Origin of the sequence: Limosilactobacillus urinaemulieris, from assembly GCF_932750685.1 — a bacterium.
Lineage (GTDB): Bacteria > Bacillota > Bacilli > Lactobacillales > Lactobacillaceae > Limosilactobacillus > Limosilactobacillus urinaemulieris.
In genome coordinates, this window is sequence record NZ_CAKOBX010000004.1 from 153,544 (window position 1) to 171,792 (window position 18,249).

General features: G+C 34.7%; 21 protein-coding genes. 15 read left to right on the top strand and 6 right to left on the bottom strand.

Annotated elements, in window-relative coordinates; genetic code table 11:
* Positions 1-877 precede the first annotated feature (877 nt).
* The 5 genes from MR181_RS04375 to MR181_RS04395 all read left to right on the top strand — a co-directional run bounded on the left by MR181_RS04375 (position 878) and on the right by MR181_RS04395 (position 4,003).
* Positions 878-1,654, top strand: coding sequence for a zinc-binding dehydrogenase (locus tag MR181_RS04375; protein ID WP_242335327.1), 777 nt, complete (start codon positions 878-880; stop codon positions 1,652-1,654).
* 12 nt (positions 1,655-1,666) lie between these two features.
* Positions 1,667-1,978: an SDR family oxidoreductase gene (locus tag MR181_RS04380; protein ID WP_277956489.1), complete on the top strand. Its 312-nt coding sequence runs from the start codon at positions 1,667-1,669 to the stop codon at positions 1,976-1,978.
* A gap of 151 nt (positions 1,979-2,129) precedes the next feature.
* Positions 2,130-2,375: a type II toxin-antitoxin system HicA family toxin gene (locus MR181_RS04385; protein ID WP_242335330.1), complete on the top strand. Its 246-nt coding sequence runs from the start codon at positions 2,130-2,132 to the stop codon at positions 2,373-2,375.
* Complete coding sequence (locus MR181_RS04390) at positions 2,376-2,708, top strand: type II toxin-antitoxin system HicB family antitoxin (protein WP_242335333.1); 333 nt, start codon at positions 2,376-2,378, stop codon at positions 2,706-2,708.
* A 185-nt stretch (positions 2,709-2,893) separates the two neighbouring features.
* Positions 2,894-4,003 (top strand): Abi family protein, encoded by a 1,110-nt coding sequence (locus MR181_RS04395; RefSeq protein ID WP_242335336.1) that lies wholly within the window; start codon positions 2,894-2,896, stop codon positions 4,001-4,003.
* Between the two features lie 69 nt (positions 4,004-4,072).
* Here MR181_RS04395 and MR181_RS04400 read toward each other — a convergent pair whose 3' ends face one another.
* Positions 4,073-5,086, bottom strand: coding sequence for a lipoate--protein ligase (locus MR181_RS04400; RefSeq protein ID WP_242335340.1), 1,014 nt, complete (start codon positions 5,084-5,086; stop codon positions 4,073-4,075).
* Positions 5,087-5,089: 3 nt separating this feature from the next.
* Positions 5,090-5,527, bottom strand: coding sequence for an OsmC family protein (locus MR181_RS04405; RefSeq protein WP_242335343.1), 438 nt, complete (start codon positions 5,525-5,527; stop codon positions 5,090-5,092).
* A 425-nt stretch (positions 5,528-5,952) separates the two neighbouring features.
* Here MR181_RS04405 and MR181_RS04410 point away from each other — a divergent pair, with 425 nt between their 5' ends.
* The 6 genes from MR181_RS04410 (at position 5,953) to MR181_RS04435 (ending at position 10,625) form a co-directional block, all read left to right on the top strand.
* Positions 5,953-6,339: a type II toxin-antitoxin system HicB family antitoxin gene (locus tag MR181_RS04410; RefSeq protein ID WP_242335346.1), complete on the top strand. Its 387-nt coding sequence runs from the start codon at positions 5,953-5,955 to the stop codon at positions 6,337-6,339.
* 82 nt (positions 6,340-6,421) lie between these two features.
* Entirely contained in the window at positions 6,422-7,273 is an 852-nt protein-coding gene (rfbD, locus tag MR181_RS04415; RefSeq protein WP_242335349.1) for a dTDP-4-dehydrorhamnose reductase, read from the top strand.
* Positions 7,274-7,314: 41 nt separating this feature from the next.
* The gene (locus tag MR181_RS04420; protein WP_242335353.1) at positions 7,315-8,637 is read left to right on the top strand and encodes a hypothetical protein; all 1,323 of its coding nucleotides are present in this window, start codon (positions 7,315-7,317) and stop codon (positions 8,635-8,637) included.
* A gap of 198 nt (positions 8,638-8,835) precedes the next feature.
* Complete coding sequence (locus MR181_RS04425; RefSeq protein WP_242335359.1) at positions 8,836-10,029, top strand: hypothetical protein; 1,194 nt, start codon at positions 8,836-8,838, stop codon at positions 10,027-10,029.
* Between the two features lie 60 nt (positions 10,030-10,089).
* Positions 10,090-10,227, top strand: a complete 138-nt coding sequence (locus tag MR181_RS04430; protein WP_242335362.1) for a type II toxin-antitoxin system HicA family toxin — start codon at positions 10,090-10,092, stop codon at positions 10,225-10,227.
* Positions 10,228-10,229: 2 nt separating this feature from the next.
* Positions 10,230-10,625 carry a type II toxin-antitoxin system HicB family antitoxin gene (locus tag MR181_RS04435; RefSeq protein ID WP_242335365.1) on the top strand — a complete coding sequence of 132 codons (396 nt, stop codon included), beginning with the start codon at positions 10,230-10,232 and terminating at the stop codon, positions 10,623-10,625.
* A gap of 43 nt (positions 10,626-10,668) precedes the next feature.
* Here the strand turns inward: MR181_RS04435 and MR181_RS04440 are convergent, their stop codons facing one another.
* The 3 genes from MR181_RS04440 to MR181_RS04450 form a co-directional block, all read right to left on the bottom strand.
* Complete coding sequence (locus tag MR181_RS04440; RefSeq protein WP_242335367.1) at positions 10,669-11,313, bottom strand: sunset domain-containing protein; 645 nt, start codon at positions 11,311-11,313, stop codon at positions 10,669-10,671.
* Between the two features lie 249 nt (positions 11,314-11,562).
* Positions 11,563-12,504 (bottom strand): NAD(P)H-binding protein, encoded by a 942-nt coding sequence (locus MR181_RS04445; RefSeq protein WP_242335370.1) that lies wholly within the window; start codon positions 12,502-12,504, stop codon positions 11,563-11,565.
* Between the two features lie 15 nt (positions 12,505-12,519).
* Complete coding sequence (locus MR181_RS04450) at positions 12,520-13,461, bottom strand: NAD(P)H-binding protein (protein WP_242335373.1); 942 nt, start codon at positions 13,459-13,461, stop codon at positions 12,520-12,522.
* Positions 13,462-13,581: 120 nt separating this feature from the next.
* Here MR181_RS04450 and MR181_RS04455 point away from each other — a divergent pair, with 120 nt between their 5' ends.
* From MR181_RS04455 to MR181_RS04470, 4 genes are all read left to right on the top strand, one after another.
* Positions 13,582-14,979, top strand: a complete 1,398-nt coding sequence (locus tag MR181_RS04455; protein WP_242335376.1) for a PucR family transcriptional regulator — start codon at positions 13,582-13,584, stop codon at positions 14,977-14,979.
* Positions 14,980-15,143: 164 nt separating this feature from the next.
* Positions 15,144-15,323, top strand: a complete 180-nt coding sequence (locus MR181_RS04460; protein WP_242335379.1) for a hypothetical protein — start codon at positions 15,144-15,146, stop codon at positions 15,321-15,323.
* On the top strand, positions 15,320-15,643 hold the full coding sequence (locus MR181_RS04465; protein WP_242335382.1) for a zeta toxin family protein: 324 nt from the start codon (positions 15,320-15,322) through the stop codon (positions 15,641-15,643). Before MR181_RS04460 ends, MR181_RS04465 begins: the two co-directional genes overlap by 4 nt.
* Before the next feature lie 441 nt (positions 15,644-16,084).
* Positions 16,085-17,302 carry an oxidoreductase gene (locus MR181_RS04470; protein WP_242335385.1) on the top strand — a complete coding sequence of 406 codons (1,218 nt, stop codon included), beginning with the start codon at positions 16,085-16,087 and terminating at the stop codon, positions 17,300-17,302.
* Between the two features lie 48 nt (positions 17,303-17,350).
* On the opposite strand, the gene MR181_RS04475 is transcribed toward MR181_RS04470, so the two are convergent.
* Entirely contained in the window at positions 17,351-18,238 is an 888-nt protein-coding gene (locus MR181_RS04475; RefSeq protein WP_242335388.1) for a LysR family transcriptional regulator, read from the bottom strand.
* Positions 18,239-18,249: the final 11 nt, after the last annotated feature.

The following is an 18,249-nucleotide window of genomic DNA, read 5'->3' on the forward strand; positions in this document are numbered from 1 at the left end:
TGTTATAATTAATAGTAACAAATGGGTTTGAAGATTAGTTTCGATGCTTCGGCAGCCCATTATGTGAAATGGAGAAAATTTAATTCTACGGGTGTTAGTATTTATTAATACTTCATGATTAAGTTCATGTCGTCACCTAAGAAAAAGGGATAATATGTATTTTTAGCATATTATCCCTTTTTGCTTTTATGTAGAGTATGTTATAAATAGTAATGATATTGATGAAAACTGTAGAAGACTACGCTAGCTTATCATTTTCTGTTTAAGAGAATTTAATGGTTAATTTTTATGTATGATCTCTTTGGGTACTTTAACTTTGAAAGATATTTATTGGTAACTGATAAAGAATTTTATAAAAATGAACATGCAGCTTATAGAGAGTTTTTAAGGTATTATGAGAAATTAGCTAAGTATTTTGTGAAATTTAAGAAATTGGTCCCGTTAGAATTTCAAAACTAACAAAATAAGAATTAATTAGATCTATTAAGGAGAGTAAGCTACTTCACACAATAGATGATAGTAAATGGTACTAATTATGAGTTAGGTAAAAGTAATAAGTTAGAAGATAATATGGGTGAGACAAGACGATAAACGATATTTACATATAATCTTACTGATATGTATAACATTAAACCTAGATCGGAGTTTATTAACTAAGTTCGCATATATAGTAATGTTAATGTAATTTCCATTAAATTATTTTAATCAAAGATAAATACGATATAAATAATTTAATGGAGATTACATTCTATTTTCATGATGCACATATAAAAAAACTGTTTTGTATAATAGAGAATGCGTTAAGGTATGCTTTGAAAAAATTAGAATTGTCAATTAACGCTTTTATTGAATGGAGAGGTTCATTTTAATTTAGGGAATGATCCAATCGCTAATTGGTGGGACTAATTACGACGGAACCCATCGTTTGCATTTTAAGGACGGAAGAGATTTAAGTACATTTTTTGGTCAATCTTCCTTAGCTAATTATATTGTTGCTGATGAGCATAATGTTGTTAAGGTAGATCCAGATGTTGAACTTAAATATTTAGCGTCTCTTGGCTGTGGATTTTTAACTGGCTCCGGGACGGTAATTAATGGTGTAAAGCTAGAATTTGGCTCTTCAATTATTATTGCGGGAGCTGGTGGTGTTGGTCTTGCTGCTGTAATGGCTGCTAATCTTTATAATCCAGAGCACTTAATTATACTTGATCGTAATGATTCTAAATTGAAGATGGCTAAAGAATTAGGTGCAACTGATGTTATCAATACTAATAATACTGATGACATCGTTTCAGCAATTAGAGAAATAGTGCCTAAGGGTCCTGAATATGCAGTTGATACTACCGGGTACGCACCGTTAATCAAGGAACAATTAGCTTCTCTTACGACGGCTGGAAAGCTTTATATTATTGGTATTGCTGGTCCATTGAATCTATCCGGAATGGATATCATGGGAGATTCTAAACAAGTGATTGGGTTAATTGAGGGGGATGCAATTCCACAATTATTTATTAATAAATTGGTTAGTTACTATAAAAAAGGTAAGTTTCCGCTTGATAAGCTGATGAGTTTTTATCAATTCAGTGATGTTAAGCAAGCATTTGCTGATTTTGAATCTGGGAAAGTTATTAAACCGGTTATTTTATTCAATTAAGGTATTGATGCAATGACGCGTCATGCCACGCAATGGTTTGCTCAGTATCATATTCGAGTTAACAATATTAATCCTGGACCAATCTTTACAGTGATGGTTAAAGAATCAGGTATTGAGTTGCAAGCTGCAATGGGAGAATTGCATAAAGGGAAAATTAACTTACCACCATACGCTGGGGAAGCCGATGATATCGGATATGCATTTGTTTACCTAGCATCCGACGAGTCTAAATTTATGACCGGTGCGGATTTAGTAATTGATGGTGGTTGGAGTACTAATTCCTTTATCCCGCAAAAGAATATTCATGATATTTTGCAGAAATAAATTATTGTAGTGTAGAACTCTTTAAAGGGTGCCCGCATCTTGAAGTCCCAGATACGTCTGGGGCTTTGTTATTTTAAACCTTAAGTCTGTGATTTTTTGATATTATGATGGTAAAATGTAACTATAAATAGTTGCAAAAGGGAAACGATAAATGGGACATCAGAAAACGATTAGTAAGTTACAAAGTGGTTCTAATAATGTAACTTTTGATGAGGTAACATTGTTATTAAAGTCACTTGGCTACAAACAACTTAATAAGGGCAAAACTAGTGGATCGAGGGTAAAATTTATAAATTTTACCGGAGAACCGATCTATTTACATAACCCTCACCCCCGGAAAACACTGTTACCTTATCAAGTAAAACAAATTATCAATGAATTAAAGGGGAAGATTTAAATGAAAGAACTTTTACATTATAAAGATTATTACGGGACTATAGAGACCTCATTGGAAGATAATGTTTTATATGGCAAAGTGGTCGGTATAAAGGGACTCCTTTCTTATGAAGGAACTACTCTAGAAGAGCTAGAAAAAGATTTTAAAGGAGTCGTAGATGAGTACTTAAATGATTGTCAAAGACGAGGAATTAAACCACAAGTATCCTATAAGGGGGATTTCAATGTTAGGGTAACGCCAAAACTTCATCGGGATTTAGTAGTTTATGCTGAACAGAGAGACGAAAGCTTAAATTCAGTAGTTCGCGAGGCAATTGAAAAGATGATTTATTGACGCTTACAAAAAGATTAAGACTATTAACCAGAGGCTAACAGTTACGTTTGAGTTTATAACAACATAAGAATCTAACCGATCGTCTTTTTAGTTGTAATAACAATCCTTATAAGATATAATTATTATATAAATCAAACCCCCTGTCTATGGATGCTGTCCAGCAGGGCTTTTTTTTTGGAGAAATTATGATCAATAAGAAACAATTAAGATATATTGATCAGCTTGCCTTATTAAAGCTTCGTGGTGTTCAAGGTATTCACTTAGAATGGTCACTTTATAATCGGAATTTAAATATTAGAAAGCGTGAAAGATATTACTTACAGCGACAATTAAGTGACCTTAGCACATTGGGGTATTATCAATTAAAGGACTATTTATATCCGTATAGAAAAGGAAGTCGATTTAGTAATATTTCCTTTAGGCAAATGCGAGAACGTTATTATCAGGATAAACGAGTAAGGCAAAATACTTTGCATGCTATTGAGGATATTGAAGTTACACTGAATACTAAAATTGCTCATGTCTTAGGTGATAATTGTGGTGCGTACGGATACCTTAATTTTAGTAATTGGTGTCAACACAATACTTATAATCCATACTTTAAGGTAAGAAGAAATAACAGATGGCGTTCAAAATTTATGAGTAAAGATGTATTACAAGATGAACAAGTTAAATTTATTAAAGAAGTAAGGATAAAAATCATCAAATCACGTACTCCGGATGTTGTTAGGTTAAGAAAAGAAAGTGATACTAGTGACGTTCCTATCTGGTTACTAATGAATGAGTTAACTTTGGGTAATTCCATTCACTTATATAAACTAATGAAGCCAAAATTGCGGAAATTAATAGCTGATTATTTTAATTGTACGACAGATGAACTGATCAGCTGGTTAGAATGTTTAAGGTTAATCAGAAATATTTGTTGTCACAATGGTAATTTGGCTGATTTACAATTAAAAACAAGACCTAGAGCTCCTCGAGAATTTATAAATCAGAAAATTCTGTATACTATTCCGATTAAAGATCATGATGGAAATTTAAGAAGATGGTTAATTACTAATCGTATAGCATTGCCCTTGGCGATAATAGTTCATTTGATGCGGTGTATAAACCAAAAATATAATTTTCATGATTTAAATAGTTCAATTAAGAACTTAATAAATGATAGTGTTACAGTAATTATTATGGATTTAGAGATAGTCAATCAGTTGATCTATTATTTTATAGCCATTTTAAGTCGTCAAATGAAAAAGAAAGTAAGTTCAATTTATATTAAGTTTTTAAAAAACAAATGATTATAATTAGATTTTAAACCACTCAAGCCCCGATACCATCCCATTAACAATCTGGTATCAGGGCTTTCTTTATTCTTGTCTTAATAACAAGTCTAAAATGTCAGTTTCTGGAATTTCCCCAAAGTAATCACTTAATTCAATATTATCCAATACATTTTTGACAGCGGTTCGTTCATAACGAGTACCGATTAACTGTTTTTCAAATTCTTCAATTGGTTTCTGACCGAAAAAGTCACCATAAGCCGTTAACCCGGCAATTCGACCGTTCTTAATTGTTAAACGGAAATCAACTGTTCCTTGGGGAAAATGTTTTCGGTGTTGGATCGCAGCTTTTGGTGATTGACCGTAAATCCAATCCCAATTACTGAAGACTGATTGATTGAGTTCTTCAACGTCGCGCTTCGTTTTTGCATCTAGCTCGTACTCCTTGGCATCGTTTAAATCATCAACACCCAAGATTGTTTTCGCCAAAGTATCACGGAATTCTTCAATTGTTAAATTCTGAAATTCAGTTTTAAAGAAAGGCTTTAAATTGGTTACGCGACTATGAACCGACTTAATTCCCTTAGAAGCAATTTTATCTGCTGGGACATTCAGGGCCTCACCGATCACACTCAGATCAACATCATACATTAGGGTGCCGTGAGAGAACATTCGTCCTTTCTCGGTTTTCATCGCGTTTCCCGAAAACTTCTTGCCATTAATTTGCAAATCATTTCGACCCGTCATCTTAGCTTCAGTCGCACCTAGTTTATGAAGTGCGGCAATGACCGGATCAGTAAATTTCCGGAAATTTCCAATTGAATCGCCATCATCCTTAGTAATGAAACTAAAGCTAACATTACCGAGATCGTCATAAACAGCGCCACCGCCAGAAGTTCGCCGAGTCACGATAATGTCATGTTGATCAACATATTCTTGGTTAATTTCTTCGTAGGCATCCTGGTAACGACCAAGAATAATGCATGGCGAGTTGATGTAGAAGTAAAGGATTGGCTCATCTAGGTTGGCGTGCTCCATTAAGTAAGTTTCGAGTGCTAGGTTATACCGAATATCACGGCTATCAGTTACAAGATATTTCATTTATTAAACCTCTTTTTCGTTAAAATTAAAATAGTCAACAAGGTGAACAGAAACGTTGTCGTTATCCTGAAGAAGTTTAGCGACTGGGCAACGAGTCTCTGCCTTCTTAAGAATTGCTACTGCTTCATCATGTTCAACTTGGGGAATTTTTACCTGTGCATCTAGCCAAAACTGAAAGCCAGGATTATCAAAGCCCATCTTGACGCCAACCCGAACGACGCTTTGATGAGCTAATCCACGACGCTTTTCTTCAGCTTCGATTGTGGCATTAAGACAAGTTGCCAAAGCAAGTCCAATTAACTGTTCTGGATTAGTACCCGGATTATCGTGAACTGGGTTACTGGTTAAAACGTCTAAATCGCCGCCGTGGATTACCTTCGCGTGGTCGTTAATTCCAGCATCGTTTTCTACTACTGTTTGATACAGGATCTTTTCAGTCATTTTTAAACTGCCTCCTTTGAATCCGCTTACTTAATTATAGTCCGTACGAAAGAAGGTTAAAAGAGACGAAAGTGATTAGTTTGTGTAGGAACTTTAAAATAGTAATATTTCTCTTTCTTTACGTTCTTTATTAATAGAGGCTCTCTAAATACAGGAGTCAGTCTTTATACGTGGTAAATACGTATGCTATAATAAAAGAAAGATGTGGAATGTGTGGTAAAGCGACGAGATGTTGAAAAAAGGTTCAAGCTAAATGGTTGATTCTTTGTTAGACATGGTGGAAATCATGACGTTTGGTCAAATGGTAAAGTTAAGACACAATTACCGAGACATCCAAAGATTAGTGATCGACTCTATAATTCTTTAATAAAAAAGTTTAATTTGAGGTAAATGAAAAAGTAAAACCTCATTAGGGGGGGACAGCCATGGATGAAATTAGAGTATTTCCAATTATAATTACTAAGGATAAGGGTAGTAGCGAATATCCTTACTTTGTTGAAATTCCAGATATTGATGGAATGACTGAAGGTAAATCAGTTACTGATGCGATGAAAATGGCAGAGGATTATATTGGCACATTCTCGTTAGAAAATAAATTGCCTGAATCAAATACTAAATTGCCTAGAGCGGAAGAAGGGGCAATTGTAACTTTGGTGACAGCGAACATTTCTGAATATAAACGAAAGAATGATAATCGGGTAGTTAAGAAAACAATTTCGATTCCCAATTACTTAAATGAATTAGGAAAAGAAAATAGGATTAATTTTAGCGAAGTAATGACGGCTGCATTGAAGAAAAAGTTAGGTGTATAAAATATTAAATACTCTATAATTAGTTAAGATGTTTTATATACAGTTAGAAGATTGAAAATTATTATTTAAGGGGAATTATTAAATGTCAAAAATCCTAATCACTGGTGCTCACGGTCAACTGGGTACTGAATTATGTCACTTATTAGATGAAAAGAAAATTGCTTATGATGCTTTTGGTTCCAAAGAATTGGACATTACTAATCAAGAGCAAGTAAAAGCTAAGTTTGCAGAATTAAAACCAGTAGTTTTTTTTCATTGCGCTGCTTATACGGCTGTTGATAAGGCAGAAGATGAGGACAAGAAGCTTAATTGGCAGGTCAACGAAGATGGAACCAAGAATGTTGCCGAGGCTGCGCAATCAATTGGTGCAACGATGGTCTATATTAGTACTGACTATGTTTTTGACGGCACTAACGAAGGCGAGTACCAGGTTGATGCTCCTACCAACCCAAAGAATGAATATGGTAAGGCTAAGCTTGCTGGTGAAGAAGTAGTTAAGTCGATCATGGATAAGTATTATATTATTCGGACTTCCTGGGTTTTTGGCGAGTATGGGAAGAATTTTGTTTACACGATGCTACGGTTAGCCAAAACTCATGATCATCTGACAGTAGTTGATGATCAAGTCGGTCGACCAACATGGACGCGGACGTTAGCTGAATTTATGTTGTATGCGGTTGAACACCAAATTCCATATGGTACTTACCAATTGTCAAATGATGATTCTTGCACTTGGTATGAATTTGCCAGCGAGATTTTAAAGAATGAGAAAGTTGAAGTTAGTCCCGTTACTTCAGCCGAATATCCGCAAAAAGCTTACCGTCCTCGGCACTCGATTATGAGTTTGGATAAGGTCAAGGCGACTGGATTCGAAGTGCCAACGTGGCAAGAGGCGTTGGGCAAGTTTATGGGTGAGGTAAGTGAGGATAAGTAGGACTTAAATTTACTAGCTTTATATTTATTAAAGGAGAAATCATGTCAGCAGAGTTGTCACTTATAAATGTTAGTAATCAAATAAGAAATATTCAAACTAGTCGTGAAAAAATATTTACTTATTCAATAGCACAAGCTAACAATGAGATAGACAAACTAGTTCGTCTTAACCAAATATTAATTGATGCTTTTACGCAGGAAATAAGCCAACACCTTTCTAAGAAAACAGTTACTCGACATCAACACCGTCTTGAAGATTTCTTAAATGGTTACTTAGCAGATGATTTGGAAACAATTTTTGGGGATGAAGTCGTTGATCTAGAACTGGCTCTGGATGCTGGCTTTTCTGTAGAAGAGTTGCGTCAGACTAAGACAGCATTAAATAAATTCTATAAGTTTCTTCGTAGTCAAAAATTAATTACTGGTGCTCTTTATCAGCAACAGCTGGAGACTTTAAAGCCACAATTCGGTGCCGCAGAAGCACGACAAATGCTTCGAGAAGAAAATCAAAGACTTTTAGCTGCATTAGAAGCAAGTAGTCCAGTATTTAGTGCTGAGATTGATGAGCTGATTGAACATTATTTTGATGCTTTTGCTAATTTGTATGGTGTAATTTCCTGCGATCAAGCTTATCGGATTATTCGTCGACAAAATCCACAGTTAGAATTGCCAGTTGATGATTTTATTCAATTAATTGAACGCTTTCAATACCAGAACCAGCATTTATATAGTCTTGTTCCTTCGCCACAAATGACGATAATCAATCATGAATTATTAACTGCTCCTGATAGCCTATCAAGCCTTCACGAATTAACTGAAGGACGTCCTTTCGCAATTCCAAAGCGAACAATTTTACTAAAGTACGTTGATGAAGATTATGTTGAAGATTCTCCACAATTGAAGAACCTTAAAATATTTTATCAGGACGTTCTGGGAATACCTGAATCTAAATTATTGGATAATATAAACGCTACAATTAGAAAATTCCGAACTTGGACATCAGACAAAATAAGTCCGTTATTTAGTGAGATTAATGAAATGCTCCTTAAGCAAGACTATGGATGCAAGGATCGAGCAGAATTGGAACAGTTAGTTCAGAATTTAATTGCTCTTTATAACATTACGCCAAAATGGTCATTGCGTGGACACTCTCCTTCACAGGCAAGGACATATCCGAATGCACTTGAATTGCTGGATAATCATCAGTCAACTTTGAATAAACGATTAGTTAAAATGATCAAGTCGGCGACAATTGATCCAATGGAAATTATTTTGTATTTACTTACAGATAGTGACTTTGATCAGAGTACTATCAGACGGTTTGAACAGCAACTCATAAATTTAGATATCCCATCATTAGATTAAAATCGGATAAAATCCTTCTAAAATTGGTAACTTAAGCTGATTTTAGAAGGATTTTTTGCGTATGGGTGTTAGTAATAGCGATTAGCGATATTGTTCATTATTAAAAATATGAAAGCCTCTTTTCGAACTAATGTTTGCTAAGGAACAAAGATTGATGTATTATTATATAAAAACGTATGTTCGAAAGGAGATAATGTTATGGAAAATAAAGGTGAAATAAACTTTTATTGGGATAAAATAGGTAATCGATTAAGAAATTTAGATAAAACTGAAGTCAAAAATATAATTGCAGATTATTATACGAATAAAATAAAAGTAAAAGATATTATTACGAAGTATCATTTAAATATACTTAGTTCTCAATTAATAAAAGAGTTTCCTCCAATAGTTGTGGATAAAAAATGTCCTTATGACAATGAAAAAATGATCGTTAATTTGCATAGTCGAGACGGGCTTGGATTAAGTGGTGAACCATACTGTCCAATTTGTGGGCATCAGAATTCACAATATTGTCGTTGTGAAAACTGTCTGGAGGAAGAGAAAAAGTATTTAGAGAATTTACGTAATAAGGTTCGTGATACGTATTTAGTTCCTCAAGAAAAAGTAAAAATTGATGACCTCACGTTAAGAGATAAGTTGTTTTTAGCAACTGTATTAAAAACAGGGTTGAATGAAGAGACAACTAAAATAATGGGAAGTAAATTAGCGGAAGGAAAGCTTTCACCTCTAGCAGGTATGGATAAAGATGTTCTATCTAGTTTAGTATCTAAAGATATAATTTTAGTTGATCCAGAATCACCACTCGATGCTTTTACCGATGAAGATTTTCCCAAAACTTATTATATTTATAAAGTCAATTATCTGCTTAATGTAACTGGCGAGAATGATAATTATGATCAATTAATTGAGATGTTAGAGTATCCAAAATCCGAGGAATTCTATTTGGAACCTAATATAAGTTTGGGTTTTTGGAAAGAGTTAGCTTTAGCTGAGTGTAAAGAATTCTTGAATTATAGAATGAAGGCTGTTGGTTTTAATTTTAATCCGGGAAAAAAGACAAATTTGGTATTAAATAACCTTCTAAATAATTTTTCTGTTGGTCAGATTTGGCGGTTAATTTATATCTCTGTTGCCTACGCTGTTCAGTGGCAAACCGAGGAAAAAGTACCAAAGAAAAGAGCTGCTAATTCAGTGATAACAGGATTAGAATCGCGAGGCCAAAGAGCAATTGCAGATAATTGGAATTTAAGAAATTTTGGTCGTAACTATAATTTACCTGAAAGTATGCTAGCAAGGACATTATATGATGGTATTTTAAAGATTGGTAATGAAGGGATAACGGAGATACCATCAATCAAGTTAATTGATAGGGGTAAATATAGTGAAGATTAATTTGTTTAATTGTTTGATATACACAAGATAGTGTGTATAATTAAAGGAGGAGGTAAAGGTATGCCCATTAAGGCAAGAAAAATGATTCACTATCTTGTGAAAGCTGGATTTAAGGAAGTAGCTAAAAGTGGTGGCCATCATAAATTTATTCTTCCAGATGGTCGCATGACTAAGGTTCCATGCATAGTAAGGAGCTAATTATGAAAGAAAAAATTTTAATTTATCCAGTGATTGTAACAGAGTGTAATGATGAGGCTGGTCATTATTATGGGATCTCTTCTCCAAATATTAAGGGGATGGTTACAGATGGTAAAACTATGCCGAAAGCTGTCCTTCATGCTGAAGATGCGATTGCAACAATGATTAGCGACATGACAGAATATCCGAAAGTACAAGATCCGACAAAGTGGAAGCTTGGTGATAATGATTCTGTTATGTGGGTTACAGTGAATATGGCAAAGTGGCTTAATCAGTATGGTAAAACCGTGCGCCGGAATATTTCACTCCCAGAAGGACTGAATAATTGGGCAAAAGAAAATAATATCAACGTTTCTCAAGTTACAACGAATGCGTTAAGAGAAATGAAGGAAGCATAAGATAAATAAAAGAAGTTAAGGATAATTCCCTAACTTCTTTTATTTATCTTAATGATTTCCGGTAACCGGCGGCTTGTGCTTCAGCTTCAGAATTGAAGTAAACAGCATTGGCGGAATTCATATGATAACCTTGTTGATCTGGTGTATGGTAAATCTTTGAACGAGAATTACCAACTATTAATCCGTTAGCTTCATCTGTTTTCATGTCTCTATTATTTTCAACGGATGAACTTGACGATGATATGCTGCTTGGTTCCTCACTTGATGCGCTACTATCATCATTTTTGGGAACTGGCTTAACATAAGCGGTATTTTTTACTACAAAGACTTCTTTATTACTCTGACTTTCCTCAGTAGATTTAGCTGAGACAATAAATTTACATTTTTTAGTTGAGGTAGCCAGATTTATCTTTTTGGTAAAATTCCCGTTATCATCAGGTTTAACCTTATAATGATGCTTATTGCCGTTACGCTTTACAATGGTAACAACTGCATCCTTATCGGTTTTGCCTGTAAAGGTGATGCTCCCATCATTTTCCGAATCAATGTTGATACTTTGATTTGTCACTTGTGTACTGTGACCATCCGGGATACTAATGGTAAGGTGTGTTCCACTAGCAAGAGTAGGCGTAATGAATAAACATAATCCAGCAATTACTCCGCTCAAAACCGTTACAAATCTTTTCATATAGAAATACTCCTCCTTGGTTATTTCTACGCTTGTCTATAACAGATTATCATATTTTAGGATAAATAATAAGGCAGATTTGAAAGTTCACTTTTCTTGAACCCCATGTTCCAAAATAACTGATTTCTTTCACTAGTTTCTCGTGATACTATTGAAGATTTAGAAAGAGATGTAACAAGATAATAAAAATGCCTTCTTAGGGTTGATTCTTTATTCAGTAAATTTTCAGCCCTAAGGAGGTTGTTTATTTTACCTATTTTCCGAATGCCGTGCACCAATCTGGAAATCATCCGCATGCTCAAACATATATTTAACTGTTAGCGGCTGATCTCCAGTTAATTTTTGGAAGTCATTAGTTTGCAAACTCATTTTACCTTCACGAATTGCTTGACCAAACGTCACCATTCCATCACTAGAGAATGGCGCTTCTGAATCCTCTTTAAATTGGCCATCTGTGGTCCGGGGAACTCCCATTGCGTCAAAGACTTCATAGTTTTGTTCATCAGTAATTTCCTGATAAGTAACGTGATTACCTGTTGCTTCATTCCCAATTTGAATGAACTTACTAATTGTCATCGCTTCAGGTCCGTTAATGTTAAGAATTGCGTGATGATAATCATCAGAAGCTAGTGCATAAGCTGCAGCTTTGGCACAATCTCGGCGGGAGATATAAGCCATCAAACCATTACCTTGATTATTCTTTAATATCCCATCACCCTTAACATAGGTAAAGTAGTTAGTAATCATTGCTTCTGCATATTGTGAATTCCGGAGAAAAATATAGTCTAATCCTGAATCCTTAATATAATTTTCAGTATAGATATGATCTTTCTTTTCAACACTCGGGTTAGTAGGATCATCTGCATTGACGAGTGAAGTGTACACGATCTGTTTAACGCCAGCTTTTTTAGCAGCGTCAACGACATTCTTATGAGCTGCTTGACGTTTTTTCCCAACAAATGGCATTGAAATTAAAAGTAATTTGACGCCATGCTGAAATGCTTTTGCTAGACCATCATAATGATTGAAATCGGTTTGCTGAGTTTCGATTCCCGATTGTTCGTAATCTTTTAATGCTTCTTTGTCATAGCTACAAAAAATTAGCTTATCTGCTGGTACTAACTTTTGAATTTCTTGTGCAGCTACTTTTCCTAAGTTGCCATCAATTCCAGTAACAATTAATTTTTCCATTATCTGTATCCTTCATTATTTTTCTGTTGTGTGACGTTCACCAAGAAGAAACTCGTCTTGGTGCTCAAACATGTATTCCATTGTAATCGGCTGGTGACCAGTTAATGGGACGAAATCGCTGACCGGAACGTCAAGGAATCCCTCTCTTACAGTCGTTCCAAAGCTTACCATTCCTTCAGATGTTGCCTGAATCGGACTTTTAGAAAAGTCACTGTCAGTATTTCGGGGAACGTGAATACTATCAAAATATTGATAAAGTTCTTTATCGGTTATTTGATTGTATTTAATATTAGCCCCAGTTACCTTGTTGGCAACATTGAGAAAGTCCTGATAACTATATGGTGTAATCCCATTGATGTTGAGGATCGCCCGGTGAAGCAGAGTGTTATTTAGGGCAAAGGCGATTGCTAACGCAGCGTCTTTTCGAGAAATAAACCAGACACGACCTGTACCCATATTCTTATTAATCACTGTTTCATGATTGTTGACTGCTCTTAAATAATCAGAAATAAAGGCTTCAGCAAATAATGAATTCCGTAAAATGATGTAATCAAGAGGTGAGTTTTGAATTAAAGCTTCTGTGTAACCATGGTCGATATTTTCTACACTTGGATTTAATGGGTTAGCTGATGAGAGAACAGAAGTATAAATAATCTGTTTAACGTTTGCTCTTACACAGGCATCAATCACGTTTTTATGAGTTTGACGACGCTTCTTACCAACAAATGGCATTGAAATTAATAAAACTTTATCTGCATTTTTAAAAACAGGATCTAAAGTTTCAGTGTGAGTGAAGTCAACCACCGCTGTCTTAAAGCCGAGTTTCTGGTATTGCTGTAATGGCTCTTTAGAAGGAGTAGTAAGAATGACATGTTCTTTTGGAATTAAGTTAGTAATATCAGTAACAACTTGCTTACCAAGATTGCCATCAACTCCATTAATAATTATTTTACTCATTGCTTGTTTCTCCTTTCACATTCTATAATTAAAGTATAGTGATGGATTTTTGCTAAATCATCATTCAATTATCGTTAATTTTTAGCGTGATATTACTACACAATGTAGGAGAAACAGGAAATGAAGTTGAAACTATTTTTAGGCTCAATCGTAGATCGTTACAATTTAAACAATGAATTACTGGATGTTGAAATTAATCGAGTGAACTTTAAATTACACTCAAAAACTATTCAAGTGGTGGATCCTATAAGCCGGCAACTAATCGGGAACATTCTGATTGTAGATCAAAGACCACTCAATAATGATGAATCATGGTTAATTACTAAAAGCTCAGCGACAACATTTTTTACTGAGTTTCAGAGTAAGATTATTCAGTATTTAAAATGGGAAGATCAGTTATCCCAATCACTTTCTTACAAGCAACCAGTTAAAAGGATTCTTCATGTTTTAAAGCAAAAAATAATTAACCCGCTCTTGATTTTTGATTCTAGTTTAAAGTTATTAGGACACAGTTCGGGTAGCCGGAACCAATTAACTGATTGGCAAAAAAGTGTTAGGGCAGGTTATATTAGTGTAAGTGGAAAGACTAATCCTAAATTAGCTGAGCTTTTTAATTCAACTGAGATAATTTCTGGTCGAGTATGCCAGTTATCTGGTTTTAAATTACCGTTCTACCTTCAAGAGATTATTTTACGGAATGATGATCACTTTTATATGATTATTGTGCTTGAAGAGCAGAGTAAACTTCAGAAGGATTTGGCTGTTATTGAATCAGTAACTGATAAAATTGCGGCAACCGTTGGTCTTCATAATTTTCCGTATCAATCGCGAGGTGGCAATCTTGAGGGACTATTACGAGATATTTTGGTTCGCCCTAACATTTCAATTAATGAGATTCAGAATCGGCTACAATTTGATCCGCATCGGTTAAAGAGACCTTTACGGGTTTTATGTCTTAAGACGCCGCATTCCAATCTTCAACCATTAGGAACAATTCTGACAAAGTTTGTCGTTTTTCATTATGAACAGTATGACGTTTATGTCATTGAGGATAGTAATCCAACGATTCTTAAAACCATTATTCAGGAGTTAGACCCATACTTGAAAACAAATAGCACTTGTGCAGGGATCAGTAATACTTTTACTCAGTTACATCAATTTAACCAGTTTTACCAACAAGCTGTCCGGGCAATTAAGCTTGGGGAAAGTGTTGGGATTAACGAATATCACGATTATATTGCAGCAGATTTAATCGATCATATTAGTCAGGATCAATCGCTTAGTAATTATCTAAGTAAAAAGGTGCTGGAGCTAAAAGAAAAGGATCGAAAACTATTTAAAACACTAAAAGCATTCCTAATTAATCGTGAGAACAAAAAAGAGACTGCCATTGAATTGCAGATCCATCGCTCAACCCTGAATTATCGATTAAGCAAAATTGAAGAAAAGTATAATATTGAGTTAACAACACCTAATCAATACCTCTATACTTTATTATCGACGTTGCTTATAGATTGAGTTTTGGTATGGAAAGAGTAAATGCTTTTTTCTTCGTTCTCTTAAATTAGAATAGTGTACTTTTAATATTTCTAGTCAAAGAATAGTAATATATTAGGAGAAATTTATAATATAAAGTAAAATATAGATAATAAAAATAACCTAATCAAAGGAGGATAATAATTATGACAAATAAAATAAAAGAACTTGAAAAAACTATTAATAATACACCGTTGGAAGACTTAAATGAAGAAATAGTTAATGCTAAAAATGAGTCAGATAAAGACTTTTGGACAGCTATATATAATCACACTTTAGGACACCGGCAAATGAAAATTATTAGTAGAGAGAAATTTATAAGATGAAGAATTTGTATGTAGTGGCTGGTATAAATGGTGCTGGAAAATCAACACTTTATGAAACTGATCAAGACCTTTTTAAGAATTCAAAAAGAATAAATGCTGATGAAATTGCTAAGAAGAATAATTGGGATTGGCGAGACAGTACATCAAATTATAAAGCTTTAATGAAAGTTCATTCAGAGTTAAAACATGCTATGCAATTAGGGCAATCTATTAATATTGAGACAACATTAGCAAGTAGTGTTAAGTCATATAAAAGATTATTGGAGAGAGCAAAAAATAAAAAATATACTGTTAATCTCATATTACATTGGCTTAGATAGTGACAACTTAGCTGTTAAAAGAGTTAATCATCGAGTAAGGATTGGTGGACATGGAGTACCTGAAAGAACTATAAAAATTCGGTATAAGAAATCAGTCGATCACTTAAGTCAGTTAATCTATCTTTTTGATAATGTCAGGATTTATAATAATACTGATAAATTTGAGGTGCTTTATATCCGTGAGGGTAAAAGAATAATTATTAAAAGTAGGAAAAATATAAAATGGGCTAAAAAAGCAATTGAAAATGATGTGGATTTTTATAATACAAAGTAAACGTTTAGACTGTGAATTTTGCTTGCTGTTCATACATATTAAAAGCAGTTATTATATTTTACATAGTTCACTTTTCCTGAACCTCATGTTCCAAAACAACTAATTTCCTTCACTAGTCTCTCGTGATACATTGAACATGTCGAAAGAAACTGAATGGAGGAATTATTATGAAACAATTAACTGACCACATTACATTTCGTCATGGCGCAACGATTAGTAATCGCCTTGTTCAAGCACCAATGCTAACCAATAGTGGTGATAATGAAGCCGTTTCTCAGGATACCTTGGATTACTATGGTGCTCGTTCGCAATCTGCTGGAATGGTGATTGTTGAGTACACTTCAGTTCGGAAAAACGGGGGACCATCACGTAGCTGGGCGGATAACCGTGAGCAATTAGCGATTTATGACGATCGTTTTAAGCCAGGGATGACAAAAGTTGCTCAGGCATTAAAGAAGGATGGTAATAAAGCGATCTTGCAACTGGTTCATTCTGGTCGGGAAGCAAACTATGCGCCTAAACTTGGACGAACAGTTGAGGTTCCTAGTCAAATGGATTTTCCGTGGATTGATTACCCGCTTCATGAATTGGCTAGCGAAGAAGTAGAACAAGTGGTAAAGGACTTTGGAGCGGCGACCAAGCGAGCAATCGACTGTGGCTTTAATGGGGTTGAAATTCACGGTGCTAACCACTATTTAATCCAACAATTTTTCTCAGCATTTTCTAACCACCGGACAGATAAATGGGGTGGTAGTCTTGAAAAGCGAATGAATTTTCCATTAGCAGTTGTTAAAGAAGTAATGGACGTTGTAAAGCAGTATGCGCCTAAAGATTTTATTGTTGGTTATCGGATTAGTCCAGAAGAGATTCACCAAACGGTTGGTTATACTTGGCATGAATCAACTCAATTGATTAAAGCAATCACTGATAATTATAATTTGGACTATATTCATCTTTCACTTCCAAAGTACAATGCTAAGCCACAAGATTCCGAGAAAACTTTTGCCGAGCTATTTCAACCAGCAATTGGTAGTGAAGTAAAGGAGATTATTGTAGGTAATGTTATGTCAGAAGCGGATGCTCAAGATGCCTTGAAATTGACCGATTTGGTAGCGATGGCACGGGCAACGTTAATTGATCCAGCAATTGGGTTGAAAATTGAAGAAGGACGCGGGGATGAGATTATTCGGAAAATTTCTCCTGAACAGGTAAAAAGATCACACCTGACACCAGGGTTGATTAATCTCTTTTCTGATCCGCAGATGGAACCGCACCTTCCTGGAAGAGAAACGATTTACTCACTTCATCAAACTGGTTCACTAAATAAAGATGTGTTAAAGAACGGTACTAGCTCATCTTTCAACCTCGATCATTTCAAGAAATAACCTAATAAAAGTTAAGGGACTAACCAATAACTTAATTGTTGTTACTAGTTAGTCCCTTTTTGTAAGTTCATTATTAATATTTTGTAGCAGTAATCTAGTAAATTGGTCTAAATGAGCATCTGGATTAGTGACCCAGCCAAGAGAGAAGCGATCGTTAATGATATTACTGAGGTTGATTTTAGGAAGAGTTGTAAACTGCTCATCTGTGGAATGACGAGCTTGCCAATCACGTGCTAGACATACGGCATCTAGTTGATTTATGACGGTATTCATTGCCCAACTATCATCTAACCGCGCAATTGTTTCAAGTGGCCCACAAATAAATTGAAGATGTTCAAATAACTGATCATTGTAGGGATCATTAAACAAAGCAAACTTTTGCTTAACTAAGTCTTGCTTGGTGATTTCCCTTAGCTTTAATAATGGATTCCTGTTGCTGGTAATTAAACTGATATGACCATCATGAACTTTAATAAAATTAAGACCATTTAGTTGTTCTTGGTGTTTGCTATCAATTGCAATGAAGCCCGCATCTAATTCTTTATGGCGCACTTGCTCGATAATCTCTAAACTTGATTTACGCTTAATCACTAAGGTGGCATTTCCGTTATACAGTTTCAGGAATTCCGTTAACATTGGTTTTAGAAATGTATTTGCATAGGCTAATTTAATCGTATGGATACTTTGAATTTTACCTAATCTGCCAGCTTGCTGGATTAAATTCATATTAGCTGACATCATGTTCTTGATATAAGGTAATAATTCTTGTCCTTTAGAAGTTAAAACCGTTCCCTGATGGCTACGCTTAAATAGTTGAACACCGAGTTCGCCTTCTAACTGGGAAATTAATTGGCTTAATCCTGACTTAGAAATATGAAGGAAATCCGCTGTCTCTTGAAGCGTTTGGGTAACGTATAAAAGTTGCTCATAATTCATGAGAAGGTTCT

Excerpts from the sequence above, each read along its gene's own strand:
- MR181_RS04375 (WP_242335327.1), top strand. The coding sequence starts at position 878 with ATGATCCAATCGCTAATTGGTGGGACTAATTACGACGGAACCCATCGT.
- MR181_RS04380 (WP_277956489.1), top strand. The coding sequence starts at position 1,667 with ATGACGCGTCATGCCACGCAATGGTTTGCTCAGTATCATATTCGAGTT.
- MR181_RS04385 (WP_242335330.1), top strand. The coding sequence starts at position 2,130 with ATGGGACATCAGAAAACGATTAGTAAGTTACAAAGTGGTTCTAATAAT.
- MR181_RS04390 (WP_242335333.1), top strand. The coding sequence starts at position 2,376 with ATGAAAGAACTTTTACATTATAAAGATTATTACGGGACTATAGAGACC.
- MR181_RS04395 (WP_242335336.1), top strand. The coding sequence starts at position 2,894 with ATGATCAATAAGAAACAATTAAGATATATTGATCAGCTTGCCTTATTA.
- MR181_RS04400 (WP_242335340.1), bottom strand. The coding sequence starts at position 5,086 with ATGAAATATCTTGTAACTGATAGCCGTGATATTCGGTATAACCTAGCA.
- MR181_RS04405 (WP_242335343.1), bottom strand. The coding sequence starts at position 5,527 with ATGACTGAAAAGATCCTGTATCAAACAGTAGTAGAAAACGATGCTGGA.
- MR181_RS04410 (WP_242335346.1), top strand. The coding sequence starts at position 5,953 with ATGGATGAAATTAGAGTATTTCCAATTATAATTACTAAGGATAAGGGT.
- rfbD (WP_242335349.1), top strand. The coding sequence starts at position 6,422 with ATGTCAAAAATCCTAATCACTGGTGCTCACGGTCAACTGGGTACTGAA.
- MR181_RS04420 (WP_242335353.1), top strand. The coding sequence starts at position 7,315 with ATGTCAGCAGAGTTGTCACTTATAAATGTTAGTAATCAAATAAGAAAT.
- MR181_RS04425 (WP_242335359.1), top strand. The coding sequence starts at position 8,836 with ATGGAAAATAAAGGTGAAATAAACTTTTATTGGGATAAAATAGGTAAT.
- MR181_RS04430 (WP_242335362.1), top strand. The coding sequence starts at position 10,090 with ATGCCCATTAAGGCAAGAAAAATGATTCACTATCTTGTGAAAGCTGGA.
- MR181_RS04435 (WP_242335365.1), top strand. The coding sequence starts at position 10,230 with ATGAAAGAAAAAATTTTAATTTATCCAGTGATTGTAACAGAGTGTAAT.
- MR181_RS04440 (WP_242335367.1), bottom strand. The coding sequence starts at position 11,313 with ATGAAAAGATTTGTAACGGTTTTGAGCGGAGTAATTGCTGGATTATGT.
- MR181_RS04445 (WP_242335370.1), bottom strand. The coding sequence starts at position 12,504 with ATGGAAAAATTAATTGTTACTGGAATTGATGGCAACTTAGGAAAAGTA.
- MR181_RS04450 (WP_242335373.1), bottom strand. The coding sequence starts at position 13,461 with ATGAGTAAAATAATTATTAATGGAGTTGATGGCAATCTTGGTAAGCAA.
- MR181_RS04455 (WP_242335376.1), top strand. The coding sequence starts at position 13,582 with ATGAAGTTGAAACTATTTTTAGGCTCAATCGTAGATCGTTACAATTTA.
- MR181_RS04460 (WP_242335379.1), top strand. The coding sequence starts at position 15,144 with ATGACAAATAAAATAAAAGAACTTGAAAAAACTATTAATAATACACCG.
- MR181_RS04465 (WP_242335382.1), top strand. The coding sequence starts at position 15,320 with ATGAAGAATTTGTATGTAGTGGCTGGTATAAATGGTGCTGGAAAATCA.
- MR181_RS04470 (WP_242335385.1), top strand. The coding sequence starts at position 16,085 with ATGAAACAATTAACTGACCACATTACATTTCGTCATGGCGCAACGATT.
- MR181_RS04475 (WP_242335388.1), bottom strand. The coding sequence starts at position 18,238 with ATGAATTATGAGCAACTTTTATACGTTACCCAAACGCTTCAAGAGACA.